Annotated in this window: 27 protein-coding genes and 3 tRNA genes; 13 read left to right on the forward strand and 17 right to left on the reverse strand. The window is 71.0% G+C overall.

Annotated features, from left to right (window positions below):
- Positions 1-29 precede the first annotated feature (29 nt).
- The 11 genes from lysS to tilS all read right to left on the reverse strand — a co-directional run bounded on the left by lysS (position 30) and on the right by tilS (position 10,656).
- The gene (gene lysS / locus EDF63_RS02830) at positions 30-1,556 is read right to left on the reverse strand and encodes a lysine--tRNA ligase (RefSeq protein WP_123311025.1); all 1,527 of its coding nucleotides are present in this window, start codon (positions 1,554-1,556) and stop codon (positions 30-32) included.
- A gap of 71 nt (positions 1,557-1,627) precedes the next feature.
- On the reverse strand, positions 1,628-2,320 hold the full coding sequence (locus tag EDF63_RS02835; RefSeq protein WP_222659121.1) for a Rossmann-like and DUF2520 domain-containing protein: 693 nt from the start codon (positions 2,318-2,320) through the stop codon (positions 1,628-1,630).
- Positions 2,317-4,074 (reverse strand): PH domain-containing protein, encoded by a 1,758-nt coding sequence (locus EDF63_RS02840; protein WP_123311029.1) that lies wholly within the window; start codon positions 4,072-4,074, stop codon positions 2,317-2,319. The genes EDF63_RS02835 and EDF63_RS02840 overlap by 4 nt, the downstream gene beginning before the upstream one ends.
- Positions 4,075-4,083: 9 nt before the next feature.
- On the reverse strand, positions 4,084-4,605 hold the full coding sequence (locus EDF63_RS02845; protein ID WP_111086938.1) for a PH domain-containing protein: 522 nt from the start codon (positions 4,603-4,605) through the stop codon (positions 4,084-4,086).
- Positions 4,606-4,632: 27 nt separating this feature from the next.
- The gene (locus tag EDF63_RS02850) at positions 4,633-5,121 is read right to left on the reverse strand and encodes a DUF3180 domain-containing protein (protein WP_123311031.1); all 489 of its coding nucleotides are present in this window, start codon (positions 5,119-5,121) and stop codon (positions 4,633-4,635) included.
- Positions 5,118-5,693, reverse strand: a complete 576-nt coding sequence (gene folK / locus EDF63_RS02855) for a 2-amino-4-hydroxy-6-hydroxymethyldihydropteridine diphosphokinase (RefSeq protein WP_123311033.1) — start codon at positions 5,691-5,693, stop codon at positions 5,118-5,120. The genes EDF63_RS02850 and folK overlap by 4 nt, the downstream gene beginning before the upstream one ends.
- Positions 5,690-6,079 carry a dihydroneopterin aldolase gene (gene folB / locus EDF63_RS02860; RefSeq protein WP_123311035.1) on the reverse strand — a complete coding sequence of 130 codons (390 nt, stop codon included), beginning with the start codon at positions 6,077-6,079 and terminating at the stop codon, positions 5,690-5,692. The genes folK and folB overlap by 4 nt, the downstream gene beginning before the upstream one ends.
- A complete protein-coding gene (gene folP / locus EDF63_RS02865; protein WP_185021087.1) occupies positions 6,076-6,942 on the reverse strand; it encodes a dihydropteroate synthase in 867 nt (288 codons plus the stop codon). Before folP ends, folB begins: the two co-directional genes overlap by 4 nt.
- 9 nt (positions 6,943-6,951) lie before the next feature.
- Positions 6,952-8,940 (reverse strand): ATP-dependent zinc metalloprotease FtsH, encoded by a 1,989-nt coding sequence (gene ftsH, locus EDF63_RS02870; RefSeq protein ID WP_123311037.1) that lies wholly within the window; start codon positions 8,938-8,940, stop codon positions 6,952-6,954.
- Positions 8,941-9,075: 135 nt separating this feature from the next.
- A complete protein-coding gene (hpt, locus tag EDF63_RS02875; RefSeq protein ID WP_111086933.1) occupies positions 9,076-9,627 on the reverse strand; it encodes a hypoxanthine phosphoribosyltransferase in 552 nt (183 codons plus the stop codon).
- Positions 9,628-9,636: 9 nt separating this feature from the next.
- The gene (gene tilS, locus EDF63_RS02880; RefSeq protein WP_123311039.1) at positions 9,637-10,656 is read right to left on the reverse strand and encodes a tRNA lysidine(34) synthetase TilS; all 1,020 of its coding nucleotides are present in this window, start codon (positions 10,654-10,656) and stop codon (positions 9,637-9,639) included.
- 64 nt (positions 10,657-10,720) lie between these two features.
- Here tilS and EDF63_RS02885 point away from each other — a divergent pair, with 64 nt between their 5' ends.
- Positions 10,721-11,212: an inorganic diphosphatase gene (locus tag EDF63_RS02885; RefSeq protein WP_111086931.1), complete on the forward strand. Its 492-nt coding sequence runs from the start codon at positions 10,721-10,723 to the stop codon at positions 11,210-11,212.
- 169 nt (positions 11,213-11,381) lie between these two features.
- On the opposite strand, the gene EDF63_RS02890 is transcribed toward EDF63_RS02885, so the two are convergent.
- On the reverse strand, positions 11,382-12,848 hold the full coding sequence (locus EDF63_RS02890) for an NlpC/P60 family protein (protein WP_123311041.1): 1,467 nt from the start codon (positions 12,846-12,848) through the stop codon (positions 11,382-11,384).
- A 33-nt stretch (positions 12,849-12,881) separates the two neighbouring features.
- On the reverse strand, positions 12,882-14,159 hold the full coding sequence (locus EDF63_RS02895) for a M23 family metallopeptidase (protein WP_123311043.1): 1,278 nt from the start codon (positions 14,157-14,159) through the stop codon (positions 12,882-12,884).
- Between the two features lie 258 nt (positions 14,160-14,417).
- Between EDF63_RS02895 and EDF63_RS02900 the strand changes: the two genes are divergently transcribed.
- The 3 genes from EDF63_RS02900 to EDF63_RS02910 all read left to right on the forward strand — a co-directional run bounded on the left by EDF63_RS02900 (position 14,418) and on the right by EDF63_RS02910 (position 14,694).
- A tRNA-Glu gene (locus tag EDF63_RS02900) sits at positions 14,418-14,490 on the forward strand.
- A 53-nt stretch (positions 14,491-14,543) separates the two neighbouring features.
- Positions 14,544-14,620: transfer RNA gene (locus EDF63_RS02905), tRNA-Asp, on the forward strand.
- 1 nt (position 14,621) lies between these two features.
- Positions 14,622-14,694 (forward strand) — tRNA-Phe (locus EDF63_RS02910).
- Positions 14,695-14,762: 68 nt separating this feature from the next.
- Here EDF63_RS02910 and EDF63_RS02915 read toward each other — a convergent pair.
- Positions 14,763-15,773, reverse strand: coding sequence for an aldo/keto reductase family protein (locus tag EDF63_RS02915; RefSeq protein WP_123311045.1), 1,011 nt, complete (start codon positions 15,771-15,773; stop codon positions 14,763-14,765).
- Positions 15,774-15,895: 122 nt separating this feature from the next.
- On the opposite strand from EDF63_RS02915, the gene EDF63_RS02920 reads away from it, so the two are divergent.
- A complete protein-coding gene (locus EDF63_RS02920; RefSeq protein WP_123311047.1) occupies positions 15,896-16,888 on the forward strand; it encodes an SDR family oxidoreductase in 993 nt (330 codons plus the stop codon).
- Positions 16,889-16,999: 111 nt separating this feature from the next.
- Here the strand turns inward: EDF63_RS02920 and rocD are convergent, their stop codons facing one another.
- The gene (gene rocD, locus EDF63_RS02925; RefSeq protein WP_123312183.1) at positions 17,000-18,229 is read right to left on the reverse strand and encodes an ornithine--oxo-acid transaminase; all 1,230 of its coding nucleotides are present in this window, start codon (positions 18,227-18,229) and stop codon (positions 17,000-17,002) included.
- The gene (gene ddaH, locus EDF63_RS02930) at positions 18,229-19,131 is read right to left on the reverse strand and encodes a dimethylargininase (protein WP_123311049.1); all 903 of its coding nucleotides are present in this window, start codon (positions 19,129-19,131) and stop codon (positions 18,229-18,231) included. The genes rocD and ddaH overlap by 1 nt, the downstream gene beginning before the upstream one ends.
- A gap of 246 nt (positions 19,132-19,377) precedes the next feature.
- Between ddaH and EDF63_RS02935 the strand changes: the two genes are divergently transcribed.
- Genes EDF63_RS02935 through EDF63_RS02950 form a run of 4 tightly spaced genes read left to right on the forward strand, consistent with a single transcriptional unit; the run spans position 19,378 to position 21,826 of the window.
- Positions 19,378-19,815, forward strand: a complete 438-nt coding sequence (locus tag EDF63_RS02935; RefSeq protein ID WP_111083794.1) for an Lrp/AsnC family transcriptional regulator — start codon at positions 19,378-19,380, stop codon at positions 19,813-19,815.
- A gap of 10 nt (positions 19,816-19,825) precedes the next feature.
- Positions 19,826-20,200, forward strand: coding sequence for a hypothetical protein (locus tag EDF63_RS02940; RefSeq protein ID WP_123311051.1), 375 nt, complete (start codon positions 19,826-19,828; stop codon positions 20,198-20,200).
- A 22-nt stretch (positions 20,201-20,222) separates the two neighbouring features.
- The gene (locus tag EDF63_RS02945) at positions 20,223-21,056 is read left to right on the forward strand and encodes a nitroreductase family protein (RefSeq protein ID WP_123311053.1); all 834 of its coding nucleotides are present in this window, start codon (positions 20,223-20,225) and stop codon (positions 21,054-21,056) included.
- A complete protein-coding gene (locus EDF63_RS02950; protein ID WP_123311055.1) occupies positions 21,053-21,826 on the forward strand; it encodes a YqjF family protein in 774 nt (257 codons plus the stop codon). The genes EDF63_RS02945 and EDF63_RS02950 overlap by 4 nt, the downstream gene beginning before the upstream one ends.
- A 12-nt stretch (positions 21,827-21,838) precedes the next feature.
- On the opposite strand, the gene EDF63_RS02955 is transcribed toward EDF63_RS02950, so the two are convergent.
- Positions 21,839-22,459: a hypothetical protein gene (locus tag EDF63_RS02955; RefSeq protein ID WP_123311057.1), complete on the reverse strand. Its 621-nt coding sequence runs from the start codon at positions 22,457-22,459 to the stop codon at positions 21,839-21,841.
- 99 nt (positions 22,460-22,558) lie between these two features.
- Here EDF63_RS02955 and EDF63_RS02960 point away from each other — a divergent pair, with 99 nt between their 5' ends.
- Genes EDF63_RS02960 through EDF63_RS02975 form a run of 4 tightly spaced genes read left to right on the forward strand, consistent with a single transcriptional unit; the run spans position 22,559 to position 24,670 of the window.
- Entirely contained in the window at positions 22,559-23,554 is a 996-nt protein-coding gene (locus EDF63_RS02960; protein WP_123311059.1) for an SDR family oxidoreductase, read from the forward strand.
- Complete coding sequence (locus EDF63_RS02965) at positions 23,551-23,886, forward strand: hypothetical protein (protein ID WP_123311061.1); 336 nt, start codon at positions 23,551-23,553, stop codon at positions 23,884-23,886. The genes EDF63_RS02960 and EDF63_RS02965 overlap by 4 nt, the downstream gene beginning before the upstream one ends.
- 33 nt (positions 23,887-23,919) lie before the next feature.
- Complete coding sequence (locus tag EDF63_RS02970; protein ID WP_123311063.1) at positions 23,920-24,462, forward strand: dihydrofolate reductase family protein; 543 nt, start codon at positions 23,920-23,922, stop codon at positions 24,460-24,462.
- Positions 24,463-24,472: 10 nt separating this feature from the next.
- The gene (locus tag EDF63_RS02975; RefSeq protein ID WP_123311065.1) at positions 24,473-24,670 is read left to right on the forward strand and encodes a hypothetical protein; all 198 of its coding nucleotides are present in this window, start codon (positions 24,473-24,475) and stop codon (positions 24,668-24,670) included.
- The last annotated feature ends 1 nt before the right edge of the window (position 24,671 follow it).

Raw genomic sequence — 24,671 nt, forward strand, 5'->3', positions numbered from 1 at the left:
CGCCCCGGCGCCGCCGAACTGTGTGCGGGCTACTTCACCAAGGGGAACAGGATCGTCTCGCGGATGCCGAGGCCGGTGATCGCCATCAGCAGGCGGTCGACGCCCATGCCCATGCCGCCGGACGGCGGCATCGCGTGCTCGAGGGCCCGCAGGAACTCCTCGTCGACGCGCATCGCCTCGGGGTCGCCGCCGGCCGCGAGCTTCGCCTGCTCGACGAAGCGCTCCCGCTGGACGACGGGGTCGACGAGCTCGGAGTAGGCGGTCGCGAGCTCGAAGCCGCGGACGTACAGGTCCCACTTCTCGACGATGCCGGGACGGGTGCGGTGCTCGCGGGTGAGCGGCGAGGTGTCGACCGGGAAGTTCATCACGAACGTCGGGCGGTCGAGCGAGTCGATGACGAAGTGCTCCCAGAGCTCCTCGACGTACTTGCCGTGCGTGGCGTGCGCGACCTCGACACCCTCGGCCGCAGCGAGCTCCTGCAGCTCGGACAGCGGGGTCTCGGGGGTGATCTCGCGCCCGGCGGCCTCGGACAGCGAGCCGTACATGTCGATGCGCGGCCACTCGCCGCCGAGGTCGTAGGTGCTGCCGTCGGGCAGGGTGACCTCGAGCGAGCCACCGGTGACCGCCCGCGCAGCGCTCTGCACGAGCTCCTGGGTCAGGTCGGCCATCTGCTCGTAGTTGCCGTAGGCCTGGTACGCCTCGACCATGGCGAACTCGGGCGAGTGCGACGAGTCGGCGCCCTCGTTGCGGAAGTTCCGGTTGATCTCGAACACCCGGTCGATGCCGCCGACGACGGCACGCTTCAGGAAGAGCTCCGGCGCGATGCGCAGGAAGAGCTCGGTGTCGAACGCGTTCGAGTGCGTCACGAACGGTCGGGCCGAGGCGCCGCCGTGCTGGGTCTGCAGCATCGGCGTCTCGACCTCGAGGTACTCGTGCGCCGTGAAGGTCTGGCGGAGCGAGGACATCACGGCGGCGCGGGCGCGGACGGTGGCGCGCGCTTCGTCGCGGACGATGAGGTCGAGGTAGCGCTGACGGACCCGCGTCTCCTCGTTGAGTTCGTTGTGCAGGTTCGGCAGCGGCAGGATCGCCTTCGCCGCGATCGCCCACTCGTCGACCATGATCGACAGCTCACCGCGGCGCGAGGAGATCACGCGGCCGTGCACGAACACGTGGTCGCCGAGGTCGACGAACTCCTTCCAGCGCGCGAGGGACTCGTCACCGACCTCGGCCAGGGACACCATCGCCTGGATGCGGGACCCGTCGCCGGACTGCAGCGACGCGAAGCAGAGCTTGCCGGTGTTGCGCGAGAACACGATGCGGCCGGCGATGCCGACGACGTCCTGCGTCTCCTCACCCGTCTCGAGGTGCGCGTACTGCTCGCGGACCGCCGGGATCGTCGTCGTGATCGGGAGCTCGGCGGGGTACGCCTCGATGCCGGACTCGAGCAGCTTCGCGCGCTTGTCGAGCCGGACCTGTCGCTGCTCGCTGGTCTCCTGCTCGGCCAGTGCGGCGGCGTCGGCGATCGCGGTGTCGGTGGTGGCGGTCTCGTCGGTCATGCGGGTGCGGCTCCGATGGTCGTGGGGGTCGGGGGAAATGCTACCCGCGCCGCGCTCCCGCCCCGGACTCGCTACAGCGTCGACTGCCCGTCGGCCGCCGTCAGCGCGTTGTCCACGGCGGAGCGGACGAGCGCACCGAGCACCCGGCCGGGGTGGTCCACGCCGATGCCGGACAGCGTTCCCGCCGACTGGTCCACGATCGCGGTCGAGAAGCTCACGGCGGCGCGGACGGCGTCGGCGTACGCGGGCCGGTCCCCCTCGGCGACGACGAACGGCTCGGCGCCCATCTCGACCACCAGGGCCTGCGCGATGGGCAGCACCGGCGAGGGTGCGGTCACCGCGCAGTAGGCGTCTCGCAGCCGCGACAGGTCGACGCTCGTGCCGGTGAACGCCATCGCCGGGTGGATGGCGAGCGGGATCGCACCCGCCGCCATCGCGGGGGCGAGGATGCCGACACCGTGGTCCGGGCTGGTGTGCACGACGAGCTGGCCGGGCTGCCAGATGCCGGCGTCCGCCAGGCCCTGCACCAGCGAGGCCAGCTGGTCGTCCGGCACGGCGAGGAGCACGAGTTCGCTCCGCTCGACCAGGTCCGGCGTCGCGAGCACGGGAGCGCCGGGCAGCATGGCCTCGGCACGGTCGCGCCCCTCGGCGGACACGGCGGTGACGCCGACGACCGCGTGCTCCGCGTTCGCCAGAGCGGCTCCGAGCACGGGTCCGACCCGTCCGGCGCCGACGACGCCGACGCCCAGGCGCCCGGCCCTCACCGCACGGCTCCGGACGGCGGGACGTCGCTCCACCCCGGGCCGGGAGGCACGGTGCCGGGCCGGTGGTCGGCGTCGGGCCCGGCAGGGGCACTGGTCTCGGGCCACGGCACGTCCGCAGCGTGCGTGGCGGACGCGGGACGGGCCTCCCGTTCGCGCCACCGGTGGGACGTGTCGACCGCAGCGGCCTCGACGGCGCGGTGGGTGGTCTCCGACCACAGGCGCTGTGCGTCCCGCGCGTCGAGCGCACCGACGCGGGCCGAGACCGGACCGGCGACGGTGTGGACGTGGACGGCGGCGAGACGCAAGGCACGCTCGAGCGGGCCCTGTTCGACCTTGACGCTCTGCACCCGGGGCAGCGGCACGATGACGAGCGACCGCCAGACGGCCCCGAGCCGCAGCAGCACGGCGCCCTGCACGAACCGGTACCCGTTGCGTCGGAACGCGAACGGTCGGAGCCAGGCACCGCGGCGTGGGGAGTGCACGAAGCCACCCTGGTCACCACTCGTGGTCAGGCTGTCGTCGACGACGCTGACGGCCTCGGCGGAGCCTTCCCGCAGGGCCTCCTGGGACGCCTCGGGGCCGGCGACGACGGTGCCGACCAGGCCGGGCAGGATGATGTCGAGGACCTCGCGGACGTCGGCCGCGGTGCCGACGGGCAGCACGATCGCGGACGCCTGCTGGTTGCTCGACGCACCGTTGCCGGCGTTCGTCGCGCGGTTGATCCGGACGTCCCACCAGCCGAACGGGCGCCAGAGCAGCGGCTGCGCGACACTGACGGCGTGAATGCGGCCGGGGGGAAGCGTCTCGTTCGAGGTCGAGACGAGCCCGAACCCGATCCGGATGCCGTCGCGGGTCTCGGCGATCGTGTACTGCAACGACCGCGAGAACTTGCGGACGTAGTAGCTCCCCGCACCGATCACCGCGGGGAACAGCCCGAACAGGATCCCGTACTCGCCGGTGAGCGCGACGCTGACGATCATCGCGGCCACGGCCAGCAGGATGAAGACGGTGGTGCCGGAGAGCAGCATCGACGCGATCAGGCGTCCGGGCTTGACCTTGACGATCCGGGTCGCGTGCACGGCGGCGGGGTCGAGTTCCGGCGAGAACATCTCGTCGACGCGGTCCTGCAGCAGGCCGTTCGACGCACGCGCCGGACCGCTGCCGCGGTCGTCGTCCTTCGCGCCGGACGCGAGCACGAGGATGCGCGACCGCAGGTCGTCGGCGGCCCGCACCCCCAGGTACGCGAGCTGGACGTTGGCGTCGTTGCCGGCCTGCGCGATCTCGAGCTTCGCGGTGCCGAACACCCGCGGGATGAGCGGCCGCGAGATGTTGATGCCCTGGATCCGGTCGAGTCGGGCCTTGCGGTGGTTCCGGAACAGCACGCCGGAACGGACCTCGACGATCTCGCCGGTGACCCGGAACTCGTGCATCCGCCAGGACAGGTAGAACAGCCCGATCAGCACGAGCAGGAACACCGCGACGCCGAGCAGCACCCAGCCGACGACGCCGTGCTCGTACACGTAGCGGACCGGGTCGCCGTCCTGCTGCTCGCCGCCGGGGATGAAGAACTCGACGAGCTGGTCGCGCAGGCTGTTCAGCACGTAGCCGAGGATGACGATCAGGAAGATCCCGCCCTTGAGCAGCGGGGTCAGCGGGTGCAGGCGGTGCCACTCGCCGTCGGTCAGGGGCGCGGCCGCAGCGGCGTTCCCGCGTGTGGGCGGGGTGGGTGGCGGCGGGCCGGGTCGGAAGGTCACCGCGACCCCCTACAGCCCGGCGCGGCGGGACTCGGCGAGTTCGACGAGCCGGTCGCGCAGCTCGTCGGCGTCGGTGGCCGGGATGCCGGGGATGCGGACGTTCGTGGCGGCCGCAGCGGTGACGAACTTCAGCTCGCTCATACCGAGTGCGCGGTCGAGCGGACCCCTGGCCACGTCGACGAGCTGCATCCGGCCGTACGGCACGGCCGTGAAGCGCTGCCACATCAAGCCACGGCGGACCACCAGGTCGTCGTCGCGCAGGGCGTAGCCGATCGCGCGGACACGGCGGGGCGTGAGGGCCGCGGTGACCAGGGTGATGACGAGCACCACGATGCCGATGAGCAACCAGACCGTGCCGGCGCCCGAGCCGAAACCGTCGTTCACGATCCCGATCAGGACCAGGCCGGCGGTCACCACGAGCCCGATCACCAGCGTCGTGATGAGTTCGGTCCACACGAGCTTGGCGGACACCCTGGTCCAGTCGATGCCGGTCAGGCCGAGCCCCGGCTCGTCGAGTCGTTCACGCGCCATCGCGGGCCTCCAGGGGGTGTACTCGGGTCAGTTCGCCGTCGTGCCGTTGCGGGGGTCGCCCGGCTCGTCGTCGTCACCAGGGGGTGCGATGCACATGCGCTCTGCCACGAGTGCGCAGACCGTCAGCACGATCCCGCCCCCGACGGCGACCACGTTCGGCAGGGTCGAGCCTAGCGAAGGCGTCACCGAGCGGGTCAGGAGGTACACGACCAGCCCGATCGCGAAGCCGCCGAACAGGGCGCCGCAGATGCTCGAGGCCTTCGCGAGGACCACGACGCGGGTGGCGTAGAGCGGGTCGACCGGGCGCTGCCGCCCGGCGCCGTCGCGGGCGTGCCGGCGGACGGGACGCGCCATGAGCACGACGGCGACCCCGATGAACGCGAGCGTGATGCCGAGCGGTACGGCGAGCAGCAGCGTCGGCGACTGGCGCGACGCCAGCACCGCGTCGAACGCGAAGCCCGCCACCGCGGTCACGACGGCGATGCTGAACAGGGTGGAGAGACGGGTCGGCTTCACGCGCTGGTCACGTTCCCTTCCGTGGAGGTCGCGGGGACCGCGGTCGTCCGGGAGGCCCGGCGCACGTCCGCGAACAGGCGCGGCTCGTCGACGCGCTCGGTGTCGTCCCCCACGGCGGCGAGCAGGTCGGCCACCGGGCCGACGCCGGGCAGGACGGCCGCGGGGTCGGCGTCGAGCCACGGTGCGAGCACGAAGGCCCGCTCGGCGGCGCGGGGGTGCGGCACGGTGAGCGTGGCGGTGTCGATGCGCAGGTCGTCGACGGCGACGACGTCGAGGTCGAGGGTCCGGTCGCCCCAGCGGACGTCACGGGTCCGGCCGTGCTCGTCCTCGATGCCGTGCAGGGCGTCGAGGAACGCCTGCGGCTCGAGGTCGGTGTCGACGACGACGACGGCGTTGCGGTACCGCGGCTTGGTGTCGTCGCGGCCGTCCAGCGTGACGGCGACCGACTCGACCTCGTGGCTCGAGGCCACCGGGTGCACGCCGGGCAGCGCGGCGACCGCGCGGGCAGCGGCGCGGAGGGTGCTCCCCCGGTCGCCGAGGTTGGCGCCGAGCGCGACGACGACGCGGCTCACGCTGCTCCCTCGTCCGGCACGGTCGCCCCGCGGGCACGCCGGATGGTGATCGAGACGTCGGTGAACGGCACGGTGATGGGTGCCTGCGGCTTGTGCACGGTGACCTCGGTCGCCAGGGCCGCACGGTGGGTCAGCACAGCGGCCGCGATGCGTTCGGCGAGGGTCTCGATGAGGTCCACCGGGTCGCGCTCGATCTCGGCGACGACCTGTTCGGCGAGCACGCCGTAGTGCACGGTGGCGTCGAGGTCGTCGCTGCCCGAGGCCGCGCGGGCGTCGAGTTCCACGGCGACGTCGACGACGAAGTCCTGACCGTCGGCGCGTTCGTGGTCGAAGACCCCGTGGTGGCCGCGCGCGCGGACCCCGATGAGGCGGATGGTGTCGTTCACGAGCGAGCTGCCCTCCAGGCGTCCCAGACGTCGAGCACGGCACGGGTCGGTGCCGGGTCGTGCACGCGCACCCCCCACGCGCCGCGTTCGGCGGCGAGCAGGCTGATGGCGGCGGTGGCGAGGTCGCGGTCCTTCGGCGGGGCGCCCTCGGGGCTGCCGACGCCGTCCAGGAACCGCTTGCGTGATGCGGCGACGAGCACGGGCAGGCCGATCGAGGCGAACCGCTCGTACCCGGCCAGGATCTCCCAGTTCTGCACGCCCTGCTTGGCGAAGCCGAGGCCCGGGTCGATGACGACCTGTTCCTGTCGCACGCCGAGGACGATGAGCTCGGCGACCCGCATCTCGACCTCGCGCCGGACCTCGTCGACGGCGTGCACGTACTCGGCGTTCCGGTACATCCGGTCGCTGTGGCCGCGCCAGTGCATGACCACGAACCCGGCCCCGGTCGACGCGACCACGCGGGCCATGTCCGGGTCGGCCAGGCCGCCGGACACGTCGTTGACGATCGCGGCGCCGAGTTCGACGGCCCGTTCGGCGGTCGAGGCGTTCATCGTGTCGACGCTCACCGGGATGCCCTCGGCGACGAGCTGCCGCACGACCGGCAGGACGCGCTCCTGTTCGACCGGCACCGGCACGCGCTCGGAGCCCGGCCGCGTGGACTCCCCGCCGACGTCGATGATGTCGGCACCCGCGGCGACGAGGTCACGCGCGTGCTGCACGGCGGCGTCGTAGGCCTGGTGCAGCCCGCCGTCGCTGAAGGAGTCCGGCGTCACGTTGAGGATGCCCAACACCCGCGTGCGGTCCGGTGTCGGACCGCCGCGGGTGTCGAGCCGACGAGCACGTCTCGTCGGCAGGTCGGTCATGCCGGCCCCCTACGCCGGGGCGATACCCGGGTTGCCGAAGGGGCGACGACGGGGCTTCGAGGTCGACTCGCTGTCCGACTGGTCCGCTGCGGTGGCGGCGGCCTGCCCGGGCACGTCGATCGCGGGCAGGTTGCTCACCGGACGCTTGTCGCTGGAGAGCCACTGCGGGCGCTCCGGCAGCTTGCGGACGTCCTTGAAGATCTCCACGAGCTCCGGGGCGTCGAGCGTCTCCTTCTCGAGGAGCTCGCCGGCCAGGCGGTCGAGGATGTCGCGATTGTCGTTGAGCACCTGGTAGGCCTCGTTGTGCGCGGCCTCGAGCAGCGCACGGGTCTCGGCGTCGACGGTCTGGGCGATGTTCTCCGAGTAGTCGCGACCGGTCCCGCCGCTCATGTCGCGGCCGACGAACGGCTCGCTCGACCCGGACCCGAGCTTGACGGACCCGACGGCCTGGCTCATGCCGTACTCGGTGACCATCTTGCGCGCGGTGCCGGTGGCCTTCTCGATGTCGTTCGAGGCGCCGGTGGTGGGGTCGTGGAACACGATCTCCTCGGCGACGCGACCACCCATGGCGTAGGTGAGCTGGTCGAGCAGCTCGTTGCGGGTGACCGAGTACTTGTCCTCGAGCGGGAGCACCATCGTGTAGCCGAGGGCACGGCCGCGCGGCAGGATCGTGATCTTCGTGACCGGGTCGGTGTGCCGCATCGCCGCAGCCGCCAGGGCGTGGCCGCCCTCGTGGTACGCGGTGATCAGGCGCTCCTGGTCGGACATGATCCGGGTCCGGCGCTGCGGGCCCGCCATCACGCGGTCGACGGCCTCGTCCAGCGCGCGGTTGTCGATGAGCTGCGCGTTCGACCGGGCGGTCAGCAGCGCGGCCTCGTTCAGGACGTTCGCCAGGTCGGCACCGGTGAAGCCCGGCGTCTTGCGGGCGAGCAGCTCGAGGTCGACGCTCGCGGCGAGCGGCTTGCCCTTCGCGTGCACCTCGAGGATCTGCTTGCGGCCGGCCATGCCCGGGGCGTCGACACCGATCTGACGGTCGAAGCGGCCCGGACGCAGGAGCGCGGGGTCGAGCACGTCGGGACGGTTCGTCGCGGCGATGAGGATGACGTTCGTCTTGCCGTCGAAGCCGTCCATCTCGACGAGCAGCTGGTTGAGCGTCTGCTCGCGCTCGTCGTTGCCGCCGCCGATGCCGGCACCGCGGTGGCGTCCGACGGCGTCGATCTCGTCGATGAAGACGATGGCCGGCGAGTTCGCCTTGGCCTGCTCGAAGAGGTCACGGACACGGCTCGCACCGACACCGACGAACATCTCGACGAAGTCCGAACCGGAGATCGAGTAGAACGGCACGCCTGCCTCGCCGGCGACGGCGCGGGCGAGCAGGGTCTTGCCGGTCCCGGGAGGGCCGTACAGCAGCACGCCCTTCGGGATCTTGGCGCCGACGGCCTGGAACTTCGCCGGCTCCTTCAGGAACTCCTTGATCTCGTGGAGTTCCTCGATCGCCTCGTCGGAGCCCGCGACGTCGGCGAACGACACCTGCGGGTTCTCCTTGTTGTTGATCTTGGCCTTCGACTTGCCGAACTGCATGACCTTCGAGCCGCCGCCCTGGGCGCTCGAGAGCAGGAACCAGAACAGGGCACCGATGATCAGGAAGGGGAGCAGGACACCGAGGAGCGACAGGAACCAGTTGCCCTGCTGCACACGGTCGTCGTAGCCCTTCGGCAGGTTGGCGTCGTTGACGGCCTGGATGACCTCTTCGCCGCGGGGCGTGGAGTAGTAGAACTGCTCCTGCTTGTCGCCGTCACGGAGCGTCAGGTCGACCCGCTGCTCGGTGGAGTTGACGATCGCGGACGAGACCTTGCTGTCGGCGAGCTGCTCGAGGCCCTTCTGGGTGCTGACCTCGGTCGTGCTGCCCTGGCTGATGACGCTCCAGCCGATGAAGATGCCCGCCAGCGCGATCAGCACGTAGAGGTACGGGCCGCGGAAGATGCGCTTGAAGTTCATGTGATCCGGGCGCGAGTGCCCGACACCTTTCTCTGCCGAAGTTGCGTGCAGGTCAGCATACGGCCGCGATTCTGTGGCGAGAATGGGTGTCCTCTGCGGGCGAACTCGACCCGAGGCACGTGCCCCCTGGACGGGTTACGAGTACACGTGGGGCGCCAGGACGCCCACGCCGCGCAGGTTGCGGTAACGCTCGTCGTAGTCCAGGCCGTAGCCGACCACGAACTCGTCCGGGATGTCGAAGCCCACGTACTTCACGTCGACCTCGACCTTGGCGGCCTCGGGCTTGCGCAGCAGGGCGACGATCTCGACGCTCGCGGCACCGCGGGACTGCAGGTTCTGCTTGAGCCACGACAGCGTCAGACCAGAGTCGATGATGTCTTCGACGATGAGGACGTCGCGCCCGTGCAGGTCGGTGTCGAGGTCCTTGAGGATCCGCACCACACCGGACGACTTCGTGCCGGAGCCGTACGACGACACCGCCATCCAGTCCATGCGCGCCTGCATCTTCAGGTGGCGCGAGAAGTCCGCCATCACCATGACGGCACCCTTCAGGACACCGACGAGCAGCGGGTCGCGACCCGCGTAGTCGGCGTCGACGACCGCCGCGAGTTCGGCGAGCTTGTCGTCGATCTGCTCGGGGGTGAAGAGGACTTCGGACAGGTCTGCCTGGACGTCGGAGAGTTCCACCGGTCCAGCCTAACCGGCACTGAACGACAGGCGGTCACCGGATCGCGACGCCCGGACACCCGGCAGGTCGATCGGTCCCTGTCCGCTCCATTCGGTGACGAGCCGGCAGACCTCGAGCGTCTGCACCCGTGACAGCGTCACCCCGAACTCGCTCTCGACCGCCAGGCGCACGAGCCGCTGCCGGAGCGCGGGCGGGTTCGCCGCGAGTGCCCGCACCGACAGCGAGATGCCGGCCTCGGTGTGCTCGGCGATGTCCTCTGCGATCTCCTCGGCGAAGTGGTCGAGTGCCGCCGAGTCCTCTCGGAGCTGGTCGGCCGTCCGCGCCAGCGCTTCTGGTACCCCGGCACCGAGCTCGCGCTCGAGCACCGGCATGAGCGCGTTCCGCACGCGCACCCGGGCGAAGGTGCCGTCGTCGTTCTGCGGGTCGTGCCACGGCGCCAGCCCGGCTGCGGCACAGGCCTGCCGCGTCGTGTGCCGGCGCACCGCGAGCAGCGGGCGGCCGTACGCCGGCCCCGGCTCCCGCCGCGCGAGCGGCAGCATGCCCGACAGGCTGTCCGGCCCGCTGCCGCGCAGCAGGCCCAGGAGCACCGTCTCGGCCTGGTCGTCCAGGGTGTGCCCCAGCAGCACGAGACGCGACCCGGTGGCGGACGCGACGTCCGCGATCGACGCGTGACGGGCCTCCCGGGCGGCGCCCTCCGGACCACCGTCGGAGCCGACCGTGACCCTGCGGACCGTCACCGGGTCGAGTCCCAGCTCGGATGCCTGCCGGGAGGCGCGGCTCGCGACGGCCTCGGAGCCCGCCTGGAGCGCGTGGTCGACGACCACTGCCCCGGCTCGGAGCCCCTGCTTGCCCGCCTCGAACGCGGTGGCCGCGGCGAGCGCGAGCGAGTCCGGTCCGCCGCTCAGCGCGACCAGGACGAGGTCGCCCACGGCGACGACCCCGTCGTCGAGCGCGGTGGCGAGCAGGTCGCGGACCGCCAGGCGGGTCTCGGCGACGGCAGGGTCCAGCCGGGGACGCGGAGAGTTCACCCGGTAACGTTAGCCGCGCTCTCGGGACCACCGACAGCCCCACCGACACACCAGGAGTGCAGACATGGCCGCGTACGACGTCGTCGTCGAGATCCCCAAGGGCAGCCGCAACAAGTACGAGGTGGACCACGAGACCGGTCGCGTCTACCTCGACCGCGTGCTGTTCACGTCGTTCGTCTACCCGACCGACTACGGCTTCTTCGAGAAGACCCTGGCCGACGACGGCGACCCCGTGGACGCGCTGCTGCTCCTCGAGTTCCCGACGTTCCCCGGCGTGGGCGTCAAGGTGCGCCCGGTCGGCGTCTTCAAGATGAGCGACGAGGCCGGCAAGGACGAGAAGGTCCTCGTGGTCCCCGCGAAGGACCCGCGCTGGACGCACATCCAGGACATCTCGGACGTCGACGAGCAGACGAAGGCCGAGATCGCGCACTTCTTCGAGCGCTACAAGGACCTCGAGCCGAACAAGTGGGTCAAGGCCGAGGGCTGGGGCGACGCCGCCGAGGCCGAGGCCATCGTGCAGGCCGGCCAGGCCGCGTACGTGCCCGCTGGTCACTGACGCTCCGCACGCGAACGGCGCCCGCTCTCCATCGGAGGGCGGGCGCCGTTCTGTTGGGCGGGGTCGGGGGGGTACCTGGTGGGATCGGGCGTACCTGGCCCTTTGATCCGGGCAGGTATGCCCGATCTCGCTTGCTACCGCAGCCGTTCTGGGAACGACCGGGCGCGGGCTACAGGGAGCCGCTCGGGCGGGCGACGTAGGGCAGGAGCTGGCTCGGCGTCCAGACCGCCCGCTCGACCACGCCGACACCCGGTCGGGCCGCTTCGACCATCATCCCGTTGCCGGTGTAGATCGAGTCGTGGTAACCGCCTGACGCGGTTCCGTTCGACGAGTAGAAGAGGATGTCGCCGGGCTGGCGCTGCGAGAGCGGCACGAGGCGGCCGATCGATCCGAAGTAGTTGTACTGCCAGACGACGTTGTGCCCGCCGGTCGCGATGCCCTGCGAGCTGTACGCCATCATGACGAGGCCGGAGCAGTCCCAGGTGTTCGGGCCGGCGCCGCCGAGGACGTAGGGCTTGCCGAGCTGCCCGCGGGCGTAGGAGATCGCACCGGCGGCCTTCGAGGGGCTGCTCGGGGCCGGCGCCGGGGTGGTGGGCGCGGGGGTGCTCGGCTTCGAGGGGGTGGGCGTGCTCGGCTTGGCGGGCGCAGGCGCGGGTGCGGGTGCGGCCGGCGTGCTCGGCTTCGACGGGGTGCTCGGACGCGACGGGGTGGTCGTGCCGCCGCCGGTACTCGGGCTCGTACCGGAGCCGGTGCTCGGGTTCGTGCCGCTGTTGGTGCCGCCGCCGTTGTTGTTGTTGTTGGTGGTGCTGCCGCTGCCGCTGCTGTTGTTGGTGCTGCTGCTGCTGTTGCCGCCGCTCGTCTGGGCCGCCAGGGCGGTCTCCGCCGCCTTGGCCTGCTGCGCACTCCAGTAGGCGCTCTCCGTCGCGACACTCGTGCCCTTGAGGTACGCGAGCTGGCGGAGGACCTCGTCCTGCTGGTCCTGCTGCTTCTGCACCCGGGCCTGGGCGTCGGCCGAGACGTCGTTGGCGGTGGCGAAGGCGGTCTTCGTCGCCTCGGTCGCCTTGCTCAGCGCCGTCGTGGCGACGGCCTGCTGGTCGGCGAGCGAGTCCACCGTCTTCTGGTCGGAGCGGGCCTGCGCGAGGATCGTCGCCGATCGCTCGGACAGGTGCGACATCGTGCCGACGCGGTAGAGCAGGTCCCCGGAGTCGGACGCGTCCGTGAGCATCGTCGTCGACAGGTCGCCGCCGCCCGTGCGGGACAGCTCGACCACGAGCGCGGCCACCTGACCAGCGGAGTCGTCCGCCTTGTCCTTCGCGCGCTTCGACTGCGCGGACAGGTCGGCGAGGGTGTCCTTCGCCTCCTGCTGCTGCGATGCGGCGAGGGCGTACGCCTGCCCGGCCTGCTGCTCGACGATGCCTGCGCGGTCCGCGGCGTCCTGCAGTGAGGACAGCCGGTCGCTCAGCTCGTCCACCGTCTGCTGCGCGTCGGCGGCATCCGACTTCGCGGCCTTGACGTCGTCCCAGGACGGCGCCGACGGCGCGGCCTGGGCGGGTCCCGCGACGACGACCGACAGCCCGATGCCGAGCACGGCGACGGTGGCGATCCCGCAGGAGAACGAGCGAGCGGACAGGATCATGGCGGGGTCAACGCATCCCGGCTGCGCTGATGCTCATACCGAGATCCCCCGCGCTGCCATGAAGGGGACCGGGTCGACGGCAGCACCGTTGACCCGGGTCTCGAAGTGGAGGTGACACCCGGTCGACCAGCCGGTCGAACCGATCTTGGCGATCTGCTGCCCGGCGGAGACGTGCTGGCCGTTCGCGACCATGATCCCGCCGTCGACGATGTGCCCGTAGGCCGTCGAGATGCCGCCGCCGTTGTCCAGGATGACCTCGTTGCCGTACCCGCCGCCGTTGCCCGCGAAGGTCACGGTGCCGTCGTGGGCGGCGTAGATCGGGGCGTAGCAGGCGGGAGCGAGGTCGACCCCGGCGTGCAGTGCCGTGTAGTGCGTGTACGGGTCGACACGGATGCCGTAGCCGCTCGTCTGGAAGCCGCCGGCCGGCCGGACCCACCCGGCCGAGTTGGCCGTCCCGCCGCCGGTGCCGCCCTGGCTCGTCGCCGCGGCCTTCGCGGCTGCCTTGGCCGCAGCCGCGGCGATGCGCGCCTGTCGTGCCTTCTCGGCGGCGACGCCCTTGCGGTAGTCGGCCTCGACCCCGCGCTGCTTCGTGGTGAGGGCGGTCAGCTGGGCCTCGAGCCGCGACTCGTTGTCGTTCTGGGCGTCCACCGCCGTCTGTGCCGCGTCGGCAGCACCCTGGGCCTGCTGCATCTTCGACTGGGCCGCGTCGGCGAGGTCGCCCAGGGCCGCCTTGGCCTTGTCCGCCTTGTCGGCCTGCGCCTGGGCGGTGCCGCGGTCCTGCGACGCCTGCGAGTAGATGCCGTCGGCCTGCTCGCTGAGCTTCGACATGGCGCCGAGCTCGTAGAGCAGGTCACCGGAGTCCGAGGGGTGCGTGAGGATGTCGGTCGTCACGTCGTTGGCGCTGGCGCGACCGAGCTGCGCGGCGAGCTGGCCGGCCTGCTCCTCGGACTGGGCGGCGGTCTGTTCGGCGTCGTCCGCCTGGGACTGGAGCGTCTTCTGCTCGAGCGTTGCCTCGTCGTACTCGTTCTGTGCGGCCTGGTAGGCCTCGCCGGCGGCCTGCGCGGCCTTCTGCTTGGCAGCAGCCTCCGTCTTCAGCGTCGAGATGAGCGACTTGATCTCGGTGACCTTCGCCTGCTGGGCACTCGTCGAGGACTTGGCCTTCTGCACCTCGGACCAGCTCGGGTAGCTCGCGGCGCTGGCCGACGTCGCCGGGGCGAGGACCGCGAGGGTGCTGCCCGCGAGCGCGACGGCGACCGCGGCGGCGACGAGGCGGCTGCGGTTGCGGAGGGAGAGCGAAGGTGAGGTCGACATGTATCTCGATTTCGTAACAGCGCGGCAAGGCTCACGCACGTAACACTGTTAACAGACGCAACAGTAACAACAGGTGTCGCAGCCCCGCAGCCCCTCGGACGAGGGGCGCGGAGCCGACGACGATGCTCGCACCGCAACCTCGACACCCCATGCCGGACGGGCGCGACACGCCGGGGATTCCGCGGGAACGGGGCCCGATTTGCGAACCCCCCGAGGCATCCGTATGCTTGTCCATCGGTAGCGCGAAGCACCACTTGCGGCCCTATCGTTTAGTGGCCTAGGACACCGCCCTTTCACGGCGGCAGCACGGGTTCGAATCCCGTTGGGGTCACTCTCCGAGTGAGCGAGCAAGTAGTACTGAGCAACACCACAGCAATTCAACATGGCCCTGTAGCGCAGCTGGTTAGCGTGCCGCCCTGTCACGGCGGAGGTCGCGGGTTCAAGTCCCGTCAGGGTCGCCACGGCTGGATAGCTCAGTTGGTAGAGCGTTCGACTGAAAATCGAAAGGTCCACGGATCGATGCCGTGTCCAGCCACCGGTGAAGGCCCCCTGCTTCGGCAGGGGGCCTTTTCCGTTGTCTGAGCCGTCTGACCCGGGGCGGCGCTAGGCCTCGCGGGTCTTCGGGCTGCTGTCGTTCGTCTTCGCCGGGTCGCGTTCGACCACGGAACCGAGGGCATCGTCGATCCGACTGAGCAGCTCCGCCGGGATCGTGACGCCGGCAGCACCCGCGTTGTCGTGCACCTGCTCCGGACGCGACGCCCCGATGATCGCACTCGCGACGTTCTCGTTCTGCAGCACCCAGGCGACGGCGAGCTGCGCCATCGACAGGTCGAGCTCCTTCGCGATCGGCTCGAGCTCCTGCACCGAGGACAGCACCTCGTCGCGCATGAACCGCTTGATCATGTCCGCGCCGCCCTTGTCGTCGGTGGCGCGTGAGCCCTCGGGCAGCGGCTGACCCGGCTTGTACTTGCCGGTCAGGACCCCCTGGGCGATCGGGGACCAGACGATCTGCGAGATGCCGAGCTCCTTCGAGGTCGGCACCACCTCTTCCTCGATGACGCGCCACAGCGCCGAGTACTGCGGCTGGTTCGAGATGAGCTGGAACCCGAGGTCCTTCGCCAGGGCGGCGCCGGCACGCAGCTGGTCCGCGGTCCACTCGCTCACGCCGACGTACAGGACCTTGCCCTGGCGCACGATGTCGGCGAACGCCTGCATCGTCTCCTCGAGCGGGGTCTCGAGGTCGAAGCGGTGCGCCTGGTACAGGTCGACGTAGTCGGTCTGCAGGCGGCCGAGCGAGCCGTCGATCGACTCGAGGATGTGCTTGCGGGACAGCCCGGTGTCGTTGTGCCCCTTGGGCCCGGTCGGCCCGAACACCTTCGTGGCGATCTCGAGCGACTGGCGCCGCTCCCCCTTGAGGGCTTCGCCGAGGACGGTCTCGGCGCCGGTGTTGGCGTAGACGTCGGCGGTGTCGAACGTCGAGATGCCGACCTCGAGGGCGGCCTTGACGCAGGCGATCGCCGCGTCGTTCTCGACCTGGGATGCGTGGGTGAGCCAGTTGCCGTAGGTGATCTCGGAGACCTTGAGGCCCGAGTTGCCGAGGTAGCGGTACTCCATGTGCGTGTCACTCCTGTCGTGGCCGCGTCGATGCGGCTCGACCCGTGACGGTAGTCGGCCCGGACGGTGCAGGATCACATGGGACGGCGCAGTGCTGCGCCGCGGAGAGCGAGGGAGCATCCATGACCGGAGCGAGCGTGTTGTTCATCGGCGGGAGCGGCGTGATCAGCGCCTCCTGCGTGCGGGAGGCGACGGAACAGGGCCACGACGTCACGGTCCTGAACCGTGGGACCACCGGGGGCAGGCCGATCCCGGAGGGTGTGACGCGCCTCCAGGCCGATGTGTCGGACCGCAGCGCCCTGGCGGACGCACTCGGCGACCGCCACTTCGACGTCGTCGTGAACTGGATCGCCTTCACGCCGGACCAGGTGCAAGCCGACATCGACTTCTTCGCCGGGCGGACGCGGCAGTACGTGTTCATCAGCTCGGCCTCGGCGTACCAGACGCCGGCGACGCACCTGCCGATCACGGAGTCGACGCCGCTGAAGAACCCGTACTGGCAGTACTCGCGGGACAAGATCGCGTGCGAGGAACTCCTGATGGAGGCGTACCGGGAGCAGGACTTCCCGGTGACGATCGTGCGGCCGTCGCACACCTACGACGAAACGAAGCTGCCACTGACCGGCGGGTGGACCGCCGTGGCGCGGATGCGAGCCGGCAAGCCGATCATCATCACCGGGGACGGCAGCTCGCTCTGGACGCTGACGCACAGCCGTGACTTCGCGGTCGGGTTCACGGGGCTCCTCGACCGTGCCGAGGCGATCGGTGAGGCATTCACGATCACGAGTGACGAGGCGCCGACGTGGAACGCCATCGCGCACGAGATCGCGGCAGCGGCGGGCGTCGACGACCTGCGGATCGTGCACGTGCCGGCGGACGCGATCAACGCGGTGGATCCGGAGTGGGGTGCGGCGCTGCTCGGTGACAAGGCGAACAGCTCGGTGTTCGACAACAGCAAGATCCGGTCGCTCGTGCCGTGGTACCGACCGCGCACGCCCTACCGGCAGGGGGTCCGCGAGGTCATCGCCTGGTACGAGGCGCACCCGGAGGAGCAGGTCATCGACGAGCGGCTGGACGGCCTGATGGACGAGCTGGCGGCGCGCTGGGCGGTGTGAGCCGCACTTGGTGAGCAGAAATGGTCGGGTGCCGTGTGGCGACCCGACCATTTCTGCTCACGAAACTCGCGCGCGAGCGAACGCGTGGCGCCGAGCGCGCGGACCGAACGGTCAGGCGCGCGCGGCCAGGACGTCCGCCAGCGTCCCGATCGCCGTACGCAGCTCGTCGTCGGTGACCACCAGGGGCGGGGCGAAGCGGATCGTCGACCCGTGGGTGTCCTTCACGAGGAGCCCGCGGTCGGCCAGGTCCTTCGAGATCTCCTTGCCGGTGCCGAGCGCGGGGTCGATGTCGATCCCGGCCCAGAGTCCGGCGACGCGGTGCGCAACGACCCCGGAATCGAGCAGGTCGTCGAGCAGTCCGCGCAGCAACGGTTCGCCGTCGAGGGCGCGCTGCTGGAACGTGCCCTCGCCGAGCATCGCGACCACCTCGGCCCCGACGGCCGCGGCGAGCGGGTTGCCGCCGAAGGTCGAACCGTGCTCACCGGGACGCAGCACCCCGAGGACGGACGCCGAGCCGACGACCGCGGACACCGGGACGATCCCGCCGCCGAGCGCCTTGCCGAGCGTGATGAGGTCGGGGCGGACCCCGACGCGCTGCACGGCGAGGGTGTGACCGGTGCGGCCGAGACCGGACTGGATCTCGTCGGCGACGAACAGCGCACCGAACTCGTCGCAGACCTGCCGGACGGAAGGCAGGTACGACGCCGGCGGGATGACCACGCCGCCCTCGCCCTGGATCGGCTCGAGCAGGACGGCGACGACGGTCTCGTCCATGGCCGCACGCAGAGCCTCGGCATCGCCGTACGGCACGGTGCGGAAGCCGGGCGTGAACGGCCCGAAGTCGTCGTGGGCGGAGGGGTCGTCGGAGAACGAGATGATCGTCGTGGTGCGCCCGTGGAAGTTGCCGGACGCCACGATGATGGTCGCGCGGTCCGCGGGGACGCCCTTCACCCGGTAGCCCCAGGCGCGGGACACCTTGATCGCGGACTCGACGGCCTCGGCACCGGTGTTCATCGGCAGGACCATCTCGGTCTCCGTCAACGCCGCCAGTGCGGTCGCGAACGGCCCGAGCTGGTCGTTCACGAACGCCCGGCTCGTCAGCGTGACCCGGTCGAGCTGCGCCCGTGCGGCGTCGAGCAGCCGGGGGTTGCCGTGGCCGAAGTTCACCGCGGAGTACGCGGCGAGGCCGTCCAGGTACTGCTTGCCGTCGACGTCGGTGACGGTCGCTCCGGCACCCGACGCGATGACGACGGGCAGCGGGCTGTAGTTGTGCGCGAGGGCGCGGTCCTCGACGGCGAGCGCCGCCGCGGTGTTGACCCCGAGCGACGCTGCCGCCGCCATCAGCTGACCCCGAGCGAACGCGCGACCGAGGTGCCGGTGCCGACCGGGTGCAGGTCGAGCGTGCAGCACTTCACGCCGCCACCGCCGAGCAGGAGCTCGGACAGGTCGACGCCGATCGGGTTGTAGCCCTTCTCCTTCAGCTGCTCGGCGAACCGAACAGCCCGGGCGGCGATCACGACGTTGTACCCGTCGGAGTAGGAGTTCAGGCCGAGGATCGCGGCGTCCTCTTCCGTGGCGATGATCGCGTCCGGGAAGCGCTCGCGCAGGATCGCCAGCGAGGGCTCGTCGAAGGCGCTCTCGAGGTACGCGATGTTGCTGGTGCCGTCAGCGGCGGGCTCGGGGTCGAGCACGGCGATGGCGGTGTCGAGGTGGTAGAAGCTCGGGTTGATGAGCTTGAGGGTGACGACCTCGCGGCCGTAGATCGTCGCGAGCTCGTCGTGCGAGGTGCTGTCCGACCGGAAGCCCGTGCCTGCGTAGATCGTGTTGCCGATGAGCAGGAAGTCGCCCTCGCCCTCGTTGGTCTGCTCCGGCTCGGCGACGGTCAGGCCGGCCTGACGGAACCAGTCCATGTACGCCGGGCCCTCGGGCTGGCGCTCGGGGTACTGGAACTTCGCGCCGTACGCGATGCCATCGAGGACGAACCCGCCGTTGGCCGCGTAGACCATGTCCGGCAGGCCGTCGATGGGGTCGATGTACGAGATGTCGAAGCCGAGCTGCTCGTACACGTCGACGAGCGTCTGCCACTGGGCGACGGCCTTCGACGTGTCGGTCGGCTCCTCCGGGTGCATCCACGGGTTGATCCGGTAGCTCACCGTGTAGAAGTCCGGCTTGCACATCAGGATCGTCCGCTTGGTGGCGGTACGGGCCGGTGCATCGGTGGTCGAGGGTGCGGTGTTCGACATCAGTCCTCCTGAGAAGGGACCGGGGCCCGAGCCTGCCAGGAACCGAAACGGAACGAAGGAGAGGTGCTCCGGCGAGATGCAGGCTCACTCGCCGTAGCGGACCAGGTCGACGCCACGACGATCCTGACACAGACCGTCCGGCAAGTGCAGCACCGGCGGCGAAGCGCCGTGGCACCCGTTCGGGTGACGCACGTTTCGTGCGTCCGACCTGCCGACCTCGCAAGAAGTCCGCGTACGATGGGTGCAATGGATTCGCTCGACCACCGCATCCTGGATCAACTCCGGGACAACGCCCGCGCCGGCTACGGCGACATCGGGTCGGTGGTCGGACTCTCGGCATCGGCCGTCAAGCGCCGTGTCGACCGGCTCGTCGGCGACGGTGTCATCCAGGGCTTCACGATCAAGGTCGACCCCGCCGTCGAGGACCGCGGGACCGAGGCCTGGGTCGAGCTGTACTGCCGCGGCACCGTCTCCCCCGACGAACTCCGGGCCCTGCTCGACACCGTGCCGGAGGTCATCGACGCCGGCACGGTCACGGGGAGCGCCGACGCCGTCGTGCACATGCGCTCGAAGGACCTGTCCGCGCTGGAAGAAGCGCTCGACAAGGTCCGCCTCGCACCGCAGGTGGACCACACGCGGTCTGCGATCGTGCTCTCCAAGCTGGTCAGTCGCGACACCGCGTAACGTCCGGCAGATGGCACGGAACACGACCGGGAGGCGCGGATCACCGCCCACGGGATCGCGCCCGGCCCGTCGGCTGGTCACCGCTGCGAGCGTCGCCTACGTCGCGAACTGCCTCTGGGGCACCGCGGTCGCCGTCCGGCTGATCCGGACCAAGAAGCTCCGCGTCGTGCACCACGGACTGTTCGTCGTGACGGCGACACTCACCGGGGCCGCCGCGACGACCCCCCTGTGGACCCGCGACCGTTCGGCGCTGTTCCTGCTGCCCGCACTCGTCCCCCTCGCACTCGCGCCACGCACGAACCCGCGCTCCGGAGCACACTGGAAGACCGCGGTGGCCGCCGCGCCGTCCTACCTGGGGGCGCTGCTGGTGCGGCGTCGACCGTGACGACGAGACACGAGGGGAAGCAGTGGAGCTCTTCGAGGCCATCCGACGCCGCCGGACCACGAACGGGGCGTTCCTGCCCGATCCGGTGTCCGAGGAACACCAACGGCTCCTCATGGAGCTCGCCGGCCGGGCCCCGTCGCAGCTGAACAGCCAGCCGTGGCGCTTCGTGCTGGTCGAGGAGCGCGACACGATCGACCGCGTCGCCGCGATCAGCGGCAGCTCGATGACCCGCACCATGGCCGAGGGGACGTTCTTCGAGCGGTACAAGCCGTACTTCCGGTTCTCGCAGGCCGAGATGGACGAGCGGCGCGACGGCATGCTGTTCGACAAGCTGCCCGGGCCGCTCCGGCCGTTCACGAAGCAGGTGTTCACGAAGCGCGGGCAGCTGCTCATGAACACGCTCCGGGTACCGCAGAGCCTCGGTGAGGAGAACCGGAAGCTCGTCGCCGGGTCGCCGCTGCTGCTCGGCGTGATGCTCGACCGCCACGAGTACCGGAAGGAGGAGCTGTCCGGCTTCTACTCGGTGTTCAGCATGGGCGCGGCGATGGAGAACATCTGGCTCGCGACGACCGAGCTCGGCCTGGGGATCCAGTTCGTGTCCTTCCCGATGGAGACCCCGGGCGCCTGGGCGGAGATCGAGGGGCTGCTCCGGGTGCCCGAGTCGCTCGAGCTGATGGCCGTCTACCGGATCGGGTACCTGCCGCCGGAACGACGACGCCCCGCGATCGACTGGACGTCGAGCGAGCGGAAACGGCCCTCCCAGTACGTGTTCCGCGGCACCTGCGACACCCCGCAGCAGGGGTGGGACGACGCACCCGTCGCAGCCCACATCGAACCGGAGGCGACCACATCGTGACCGACACCCGACCCACCCAGAGCACCCCGGGCCTCCAGGCCGTCGCCCCCGGCCTGCCGGGCCGCCCCTGGATCTCGCAGGACTGGCTCGACGTCGTCTTCGTGCACTGGCGCGTCGACTTATCAGCGGTGGCCCCGCTGCTGCCGGCCGGCACCCGGCCCGACACGATGGCGCTCGACGGGACCGACGACGGGGTGACCACCTGGGTGGGCCTCATCGCGTTCCGGTTCGAGGACACCCGGTTCCCGCCCCTCGGGGCGCTCGGGCGGACCGGCTCGATCGGCGACTTCGTCGAGGTGAACGTCCGCGTCTACACGGTCGACGAACAGGGCCAGCACGGCGTCGTGTTCCTGTCGCTCGACGCCGGCAAGCTCCTGCCGACGCTCGGCGCACGCGTGGCCACCGGGCTGCCCTACTGGTGGGCGGACGCCGAGTCACGGAGCGGCGACGGCCGCGTCGGGTACGCGATGCGGCGGCACGGGACCCACCTGCGGTCCCTGGTCGACGTGCGGGTCGGCGACGAGCTCGCCGAGCCGAGTGCGCTCGAGACGTTCCTCACCGCGCGGTGGGGCATGCACGTGCACCGGGCCGGTCGGACACGCTTCTGGCCGAACGAGCACGACGCGTGGCCGTTGCACCGGGCCTCGGTGGTGTCGCTGCGGGACGACCTGGTCGGGGCCGCCGGGCTGCCCTTCGGGCTGACCGAGCTCGAGCCGGACTCGGTGCTCTACTCGCCGGGGGTCACGACGCGGTTCGGTCGGGGACGCTGAGGCCGCCGGGCATCAGTCGTGGGGTGACCGACGCGCGACGACGAACTGGTGCACGGCCACAACAGCGCTGATCACCCCGAAGGCCGCACCGAACGTCCAGAAGGTGCTCCGGGAGTCGGGGAGATCAGCGAGCGTCAGGCCGAGGACCGCCAGGACGACGCAGCACACGGCGACCGCGAGTGCTGTCCACGCGACGACGAGGTGATCGATCCGCGGCACCGAGCGAGCGAAGCGGAACGCCGTCGGAACGCCGGCGACCGCACCGAACAGGGCGCCGAAGGGGAACCCGACGGTCAGGGTGGTGACCGAGACGATGCCGACGCTCCCGACCGCCACGACCACGCGGGTGACGTGGCACCGCCACGAGGCGTCGCGGCTCTGCTCGTCGTACGCGTGCCGACCCGTCACGAACAGGGCAACGGCACCGGCCATCGTCACCACCGCGGCGGACACCCCGACGACGAGCGCCAGCGCACCACCGAAGGCGATGCCGAGCGCGACGTGTGCGGCAGCGAGGAGCAGGACGAGCACCGGGTACGTCCAGACCTCACGCAGCCGGGTCGGTGTGTTCAGGACCCAGCCGGGCGGTGCCTCCTCGGCGGTGCCGTCGGTCTCGGGGTCGCGGGCGTCCACGTGGCCAGCATGGCCGGTCGGTGCCGGCCTGGTCCAGGGCCGTCTCTTCGGGGGACACCGGCTGAGTGGTGCACGGCCGACCGCAGGTACAAGGGAGCCATGACTCGAGTGGCAGTGGTGACCGGTGGATCCGCAGGACTGGGACGGGCGACCGTCCGGGAGCTCGCCGCACGGGGGTGGGACGTCGCCGTCCTCGCCCGCGGGCAGGAGGGCGTCGACGCCGCGGTCGCCGAGGTCGAGGCCGCCGGACGTCGCGGGCTGGCCCTGGTCGCCGACGTGTCCGACCGTGCGGCGGTCGAGGCGGCGGCGGACCGCGTCGAGCAGGAACTCGGGCCGATCGACCTGTGGGTGAACGGCGTGATGGTCGGAGTGTTCGGCAAGTTCCTGGACACCGCGCCAGAGGACTTCGAACGGGCGCTCAACGTCACCTACCTCGGCTTCGTCAACGGCACCCGCGCCGCGCTCTCGCGGATGGTGCCCCGTGGTCAGGGGCACGTCGTCCAGGTCGGTTCCGCGCTCGGCTTCCGCGGCATCCCGCTGCAGGCCGCGTACTGCGGCGCGAAGCACGCGATCGTCGGGTTCACCGAGTCCGTCGTCTCCGAGCTGCTCGAACAGGGCAGCAAGGTGAAGGTCTCGCGGGTGGACATGCCCGCGCTGAACACGATCCAGTTCGGGTGGGTGAAGTCGAAGCTGCCGCACCACCCGCAGCCGGTCGCCCCGATCTACCAGCCCGAGGTCGGCGCCCGCGCGATCGCCGCCGTGGCCGAGCGCCCTCGCCGTCGCACCTGGGTCGGGGAGTCGACGGTGTACACGATCCTCGGCAACCGGATCAGCGGACGCTTCGCCGACTGGTACGCCGCCAAGACGCTCGTCTCCGGGCAGCAGGCGCCGGACAAGGACGGCCTCGAGCTGCAGGACAACCTGTACGAGCCGGTGCCGGGCGACCACGGTGCGCACGGGGTGTTCGACGAGTCGGCACACGCCTGGTCGCCGCAGACCTGGTGGGTGGAGCACCGGCGGATGGGCAACGGGATCATCGGGGCGGCGATCGGTGCAGTCGGAGCCGTCGCACTCGTGGCAGGACGACGACGATGACGCGCCGTGCACGAGCGGGGGCGTCGCCGGTCGAGCTGGGCCGAGCGGTCCTCGGGCTCTGGCATCTGAGCCGCTCGTTCCGGGGACGCGACCAGGCCGTGCTGCACGGCGTGCTCGGCGTCCGGCAGCTCGCGCAGGCCGCACTCGTCGCACGCGCCGGCACCGGGAACGCACACACGCTCAGCGCCCTCGTCGACGCGGCGCACGGCGCGACGATGGTCCCGCTCGCCCTCGACCCGCAGCGCCGCCGGTTCGCCCTGCAGCAGGTGTGGATCGCTGCGGCACTCACCGTCGCCGAGGTGGCCGTCGTCGGACGTGGCGGTCGCCGCTGACGCCTGTCAGAGGTGCTCGGTAGCGTCCGGGACATGAGCACCACCTACTCCGTCGCGTCCTCGCTGGACGGCTTCGTGGCCGCACCCGGCGACGACCTCGACTGGCTGCTGCAGTTCGGCTTCGAGCCGTTCCAGGAGCACCACGACCGGTTCTTCGCGGGCATCGGCGCGATCGTCATGGGCTCGACCACGTACGAGTGGTTGCTCGAGCACGACGACACGTGGGCGTACCCGGACCTGGCGACGTGGGTGTTCACCACGCGCGACCTGCCAGTACCGGACGGTGCCGAGGTGCACTTCGTCTCGGGCGAGGTCGCGGACCACCAGGCCGACCTCGAACGGGCAGCCGGCGAGCGCGACGTCTGGGTCGTCGGCGGTGGACTGCTCGCTGCCCAGTACCAGCAGGCCGGGCTGCTCGACGAGCTCCGCGTCACCGTGATGCCGGTGGCGCTCGGTGCCGGCGCACCACTCCTGCCGGTCGCCGCACCGACCCCGGTGTTCGAACTGGTCGGGACGACGCCCTTCACCGGCGGCGCCGTGGAACTGCACTACCGGTCCGCAGCCACCACGGCGTAGCGTCCGCGGCATGAGCGACAACGAGCAGACCGAGCCCGTCATGGACGGCGCAACCGAGGCCACGAACCACGAGAAGCTGCACGGCCTGATCGAACAGGTCGACCACGACCACCACGGCGAGGGTGCCGGGGCGATGGCCGACCACCTGCGCGACCGGATGGACGAGACCGGCGTCGAGGACGAAGAGGCCGGCGACGTCGAGGACTGAC

It is taken from the genome of Curtobacterium sp. JUb34 (assembly GCF_003755065.1).
In the GTDB taxonomy this organism is placed as follows: Bacteria; Actinomycetota; Actinomycetes; order Actinomycetales; family Microbacteriaceae; genus Curtobacterium.

Excerpts from the sequence above, each read along its gene's own strand:
- ddaH (WP_123311049.1), bottom strand. The coding sequence starts at position 19,131 with ATGTCGAACACCGCACCCTCGACCACCGATGCACCGGCCCGTACCGCC.
- EDF63_RS02845 (WP_111086938.1), bottom strand. The coding sequence starts at position 4,605 with ATGGCGCGTGAACGACTCGACGAGCCGGGGCTCGGCCTGACCGGCATC.
- EDF63_RS02895 (WP_123311043.1), bottom strand. The coding sequence starts at position 14,159 with ATGTCGACCTCACCTTCGCTCTCCCTCCGCAACCGCAGCCGCCTCGTC.
- folP (WP_185021087.1), bottom strand. The coding sequence starts at position 6,942 with ATGACCGACCTGCCGACGAGACGTGCTCGTCGGCTCGACACCCGCGGC.
- EDF63_RS02970 (WP_123311063.1), top strand. The coding sequence starts at position 23,920 with ATGAGCACCACCTACTCCGTCGCGTCCTCGCTGGACGGCTTCGTGGCC.
- EDF63_RS02885 (WP_111086931.1), top strand. The coding sequence starts at position 10,721 with ATGGCCGCGTACGACGTCGTCGTCGAGATCCCCAAGGGCAGCCGCAAC.
- EDF63_RS02915 (WP_123311045.1), bottom strand. The coding sequence starts at position 15,773 with ATGGAGTACCGCTACCTCGGCAACTCGGGCCTCAAGGTCTCCGAGATC.
- lysS (WP_123311025.1), bottom strand. The coding sequence starts at position 1,556 with ATGACCGACGAGACCGCCACCACCGACACCGCGATCGCCGACGCCGCC.
- EDF63_RS02965 (WP_123311061.1), top strand. The coding sequence starts at position 23,551 with ATGACGCGCCGTGCACGAGCGGGGGCGTCGCCGGTCGAGCTGGGCCGA.
- EDF63_RS02960 (WP_123311059.1), top strand. The coding sequence starts at position 22,559 with ATGACTCGAGTGGCAGTGGTGACCGGTGGATCCGCAGGACTGGGACGG.
- EDF63_RS02975 (WP_123311065.1), top strand. The coding sequence starts at position 24,473 with ATGAGCGACAACGAGCAGACCGAGCCCGTCATGGACGGCGCAACCGAG.
- EDF63_RS02940 (WP_123311051.1), top strand. The coding sequence starts at position 19,826 with ATGGCACGGAACACGACCGGGAGGCGCGGATCACCGCCCACGGGATCG.
- EDF63_RS02920 (WP_123311047.1), top strand. The coding sequence starts at position 15,896 with ATGACCGGAGCGAGCGTGTTGTTCATCGGCGGGAGCGGCGTGATCAGC.
- rocD (WP_123312183.1), bottom strand. The coding sequence starts at position 18,229 with ATGGCGGCGGCAGCGTCGCTCGGGGTCAACACCGCGGCGGCGCTCGCC.
- ftsH (WP_123311037.1), bottom strand. The coding sequence starts at position 8,940 with ATGAACTTCAAGCGCATCTTCCGCGGCCCGTACCTCTACGTGCTGATC.
- EDF63_RS02935 (WP_111083794.1), top strand. The coding sequence starts at position 19,378 with ATGGATTCGCTCGACCACCGCATCCTGGATCAACTCCGGGACAACGCC.
- EDF63_RS02890 (WP_123311041.1), bottom strand. The coding sequence starts at position 12,848 with ATGATCCTGTCCGCTCGCTCGTTCTCCTGCGGGATCGCCACCGTCGCC.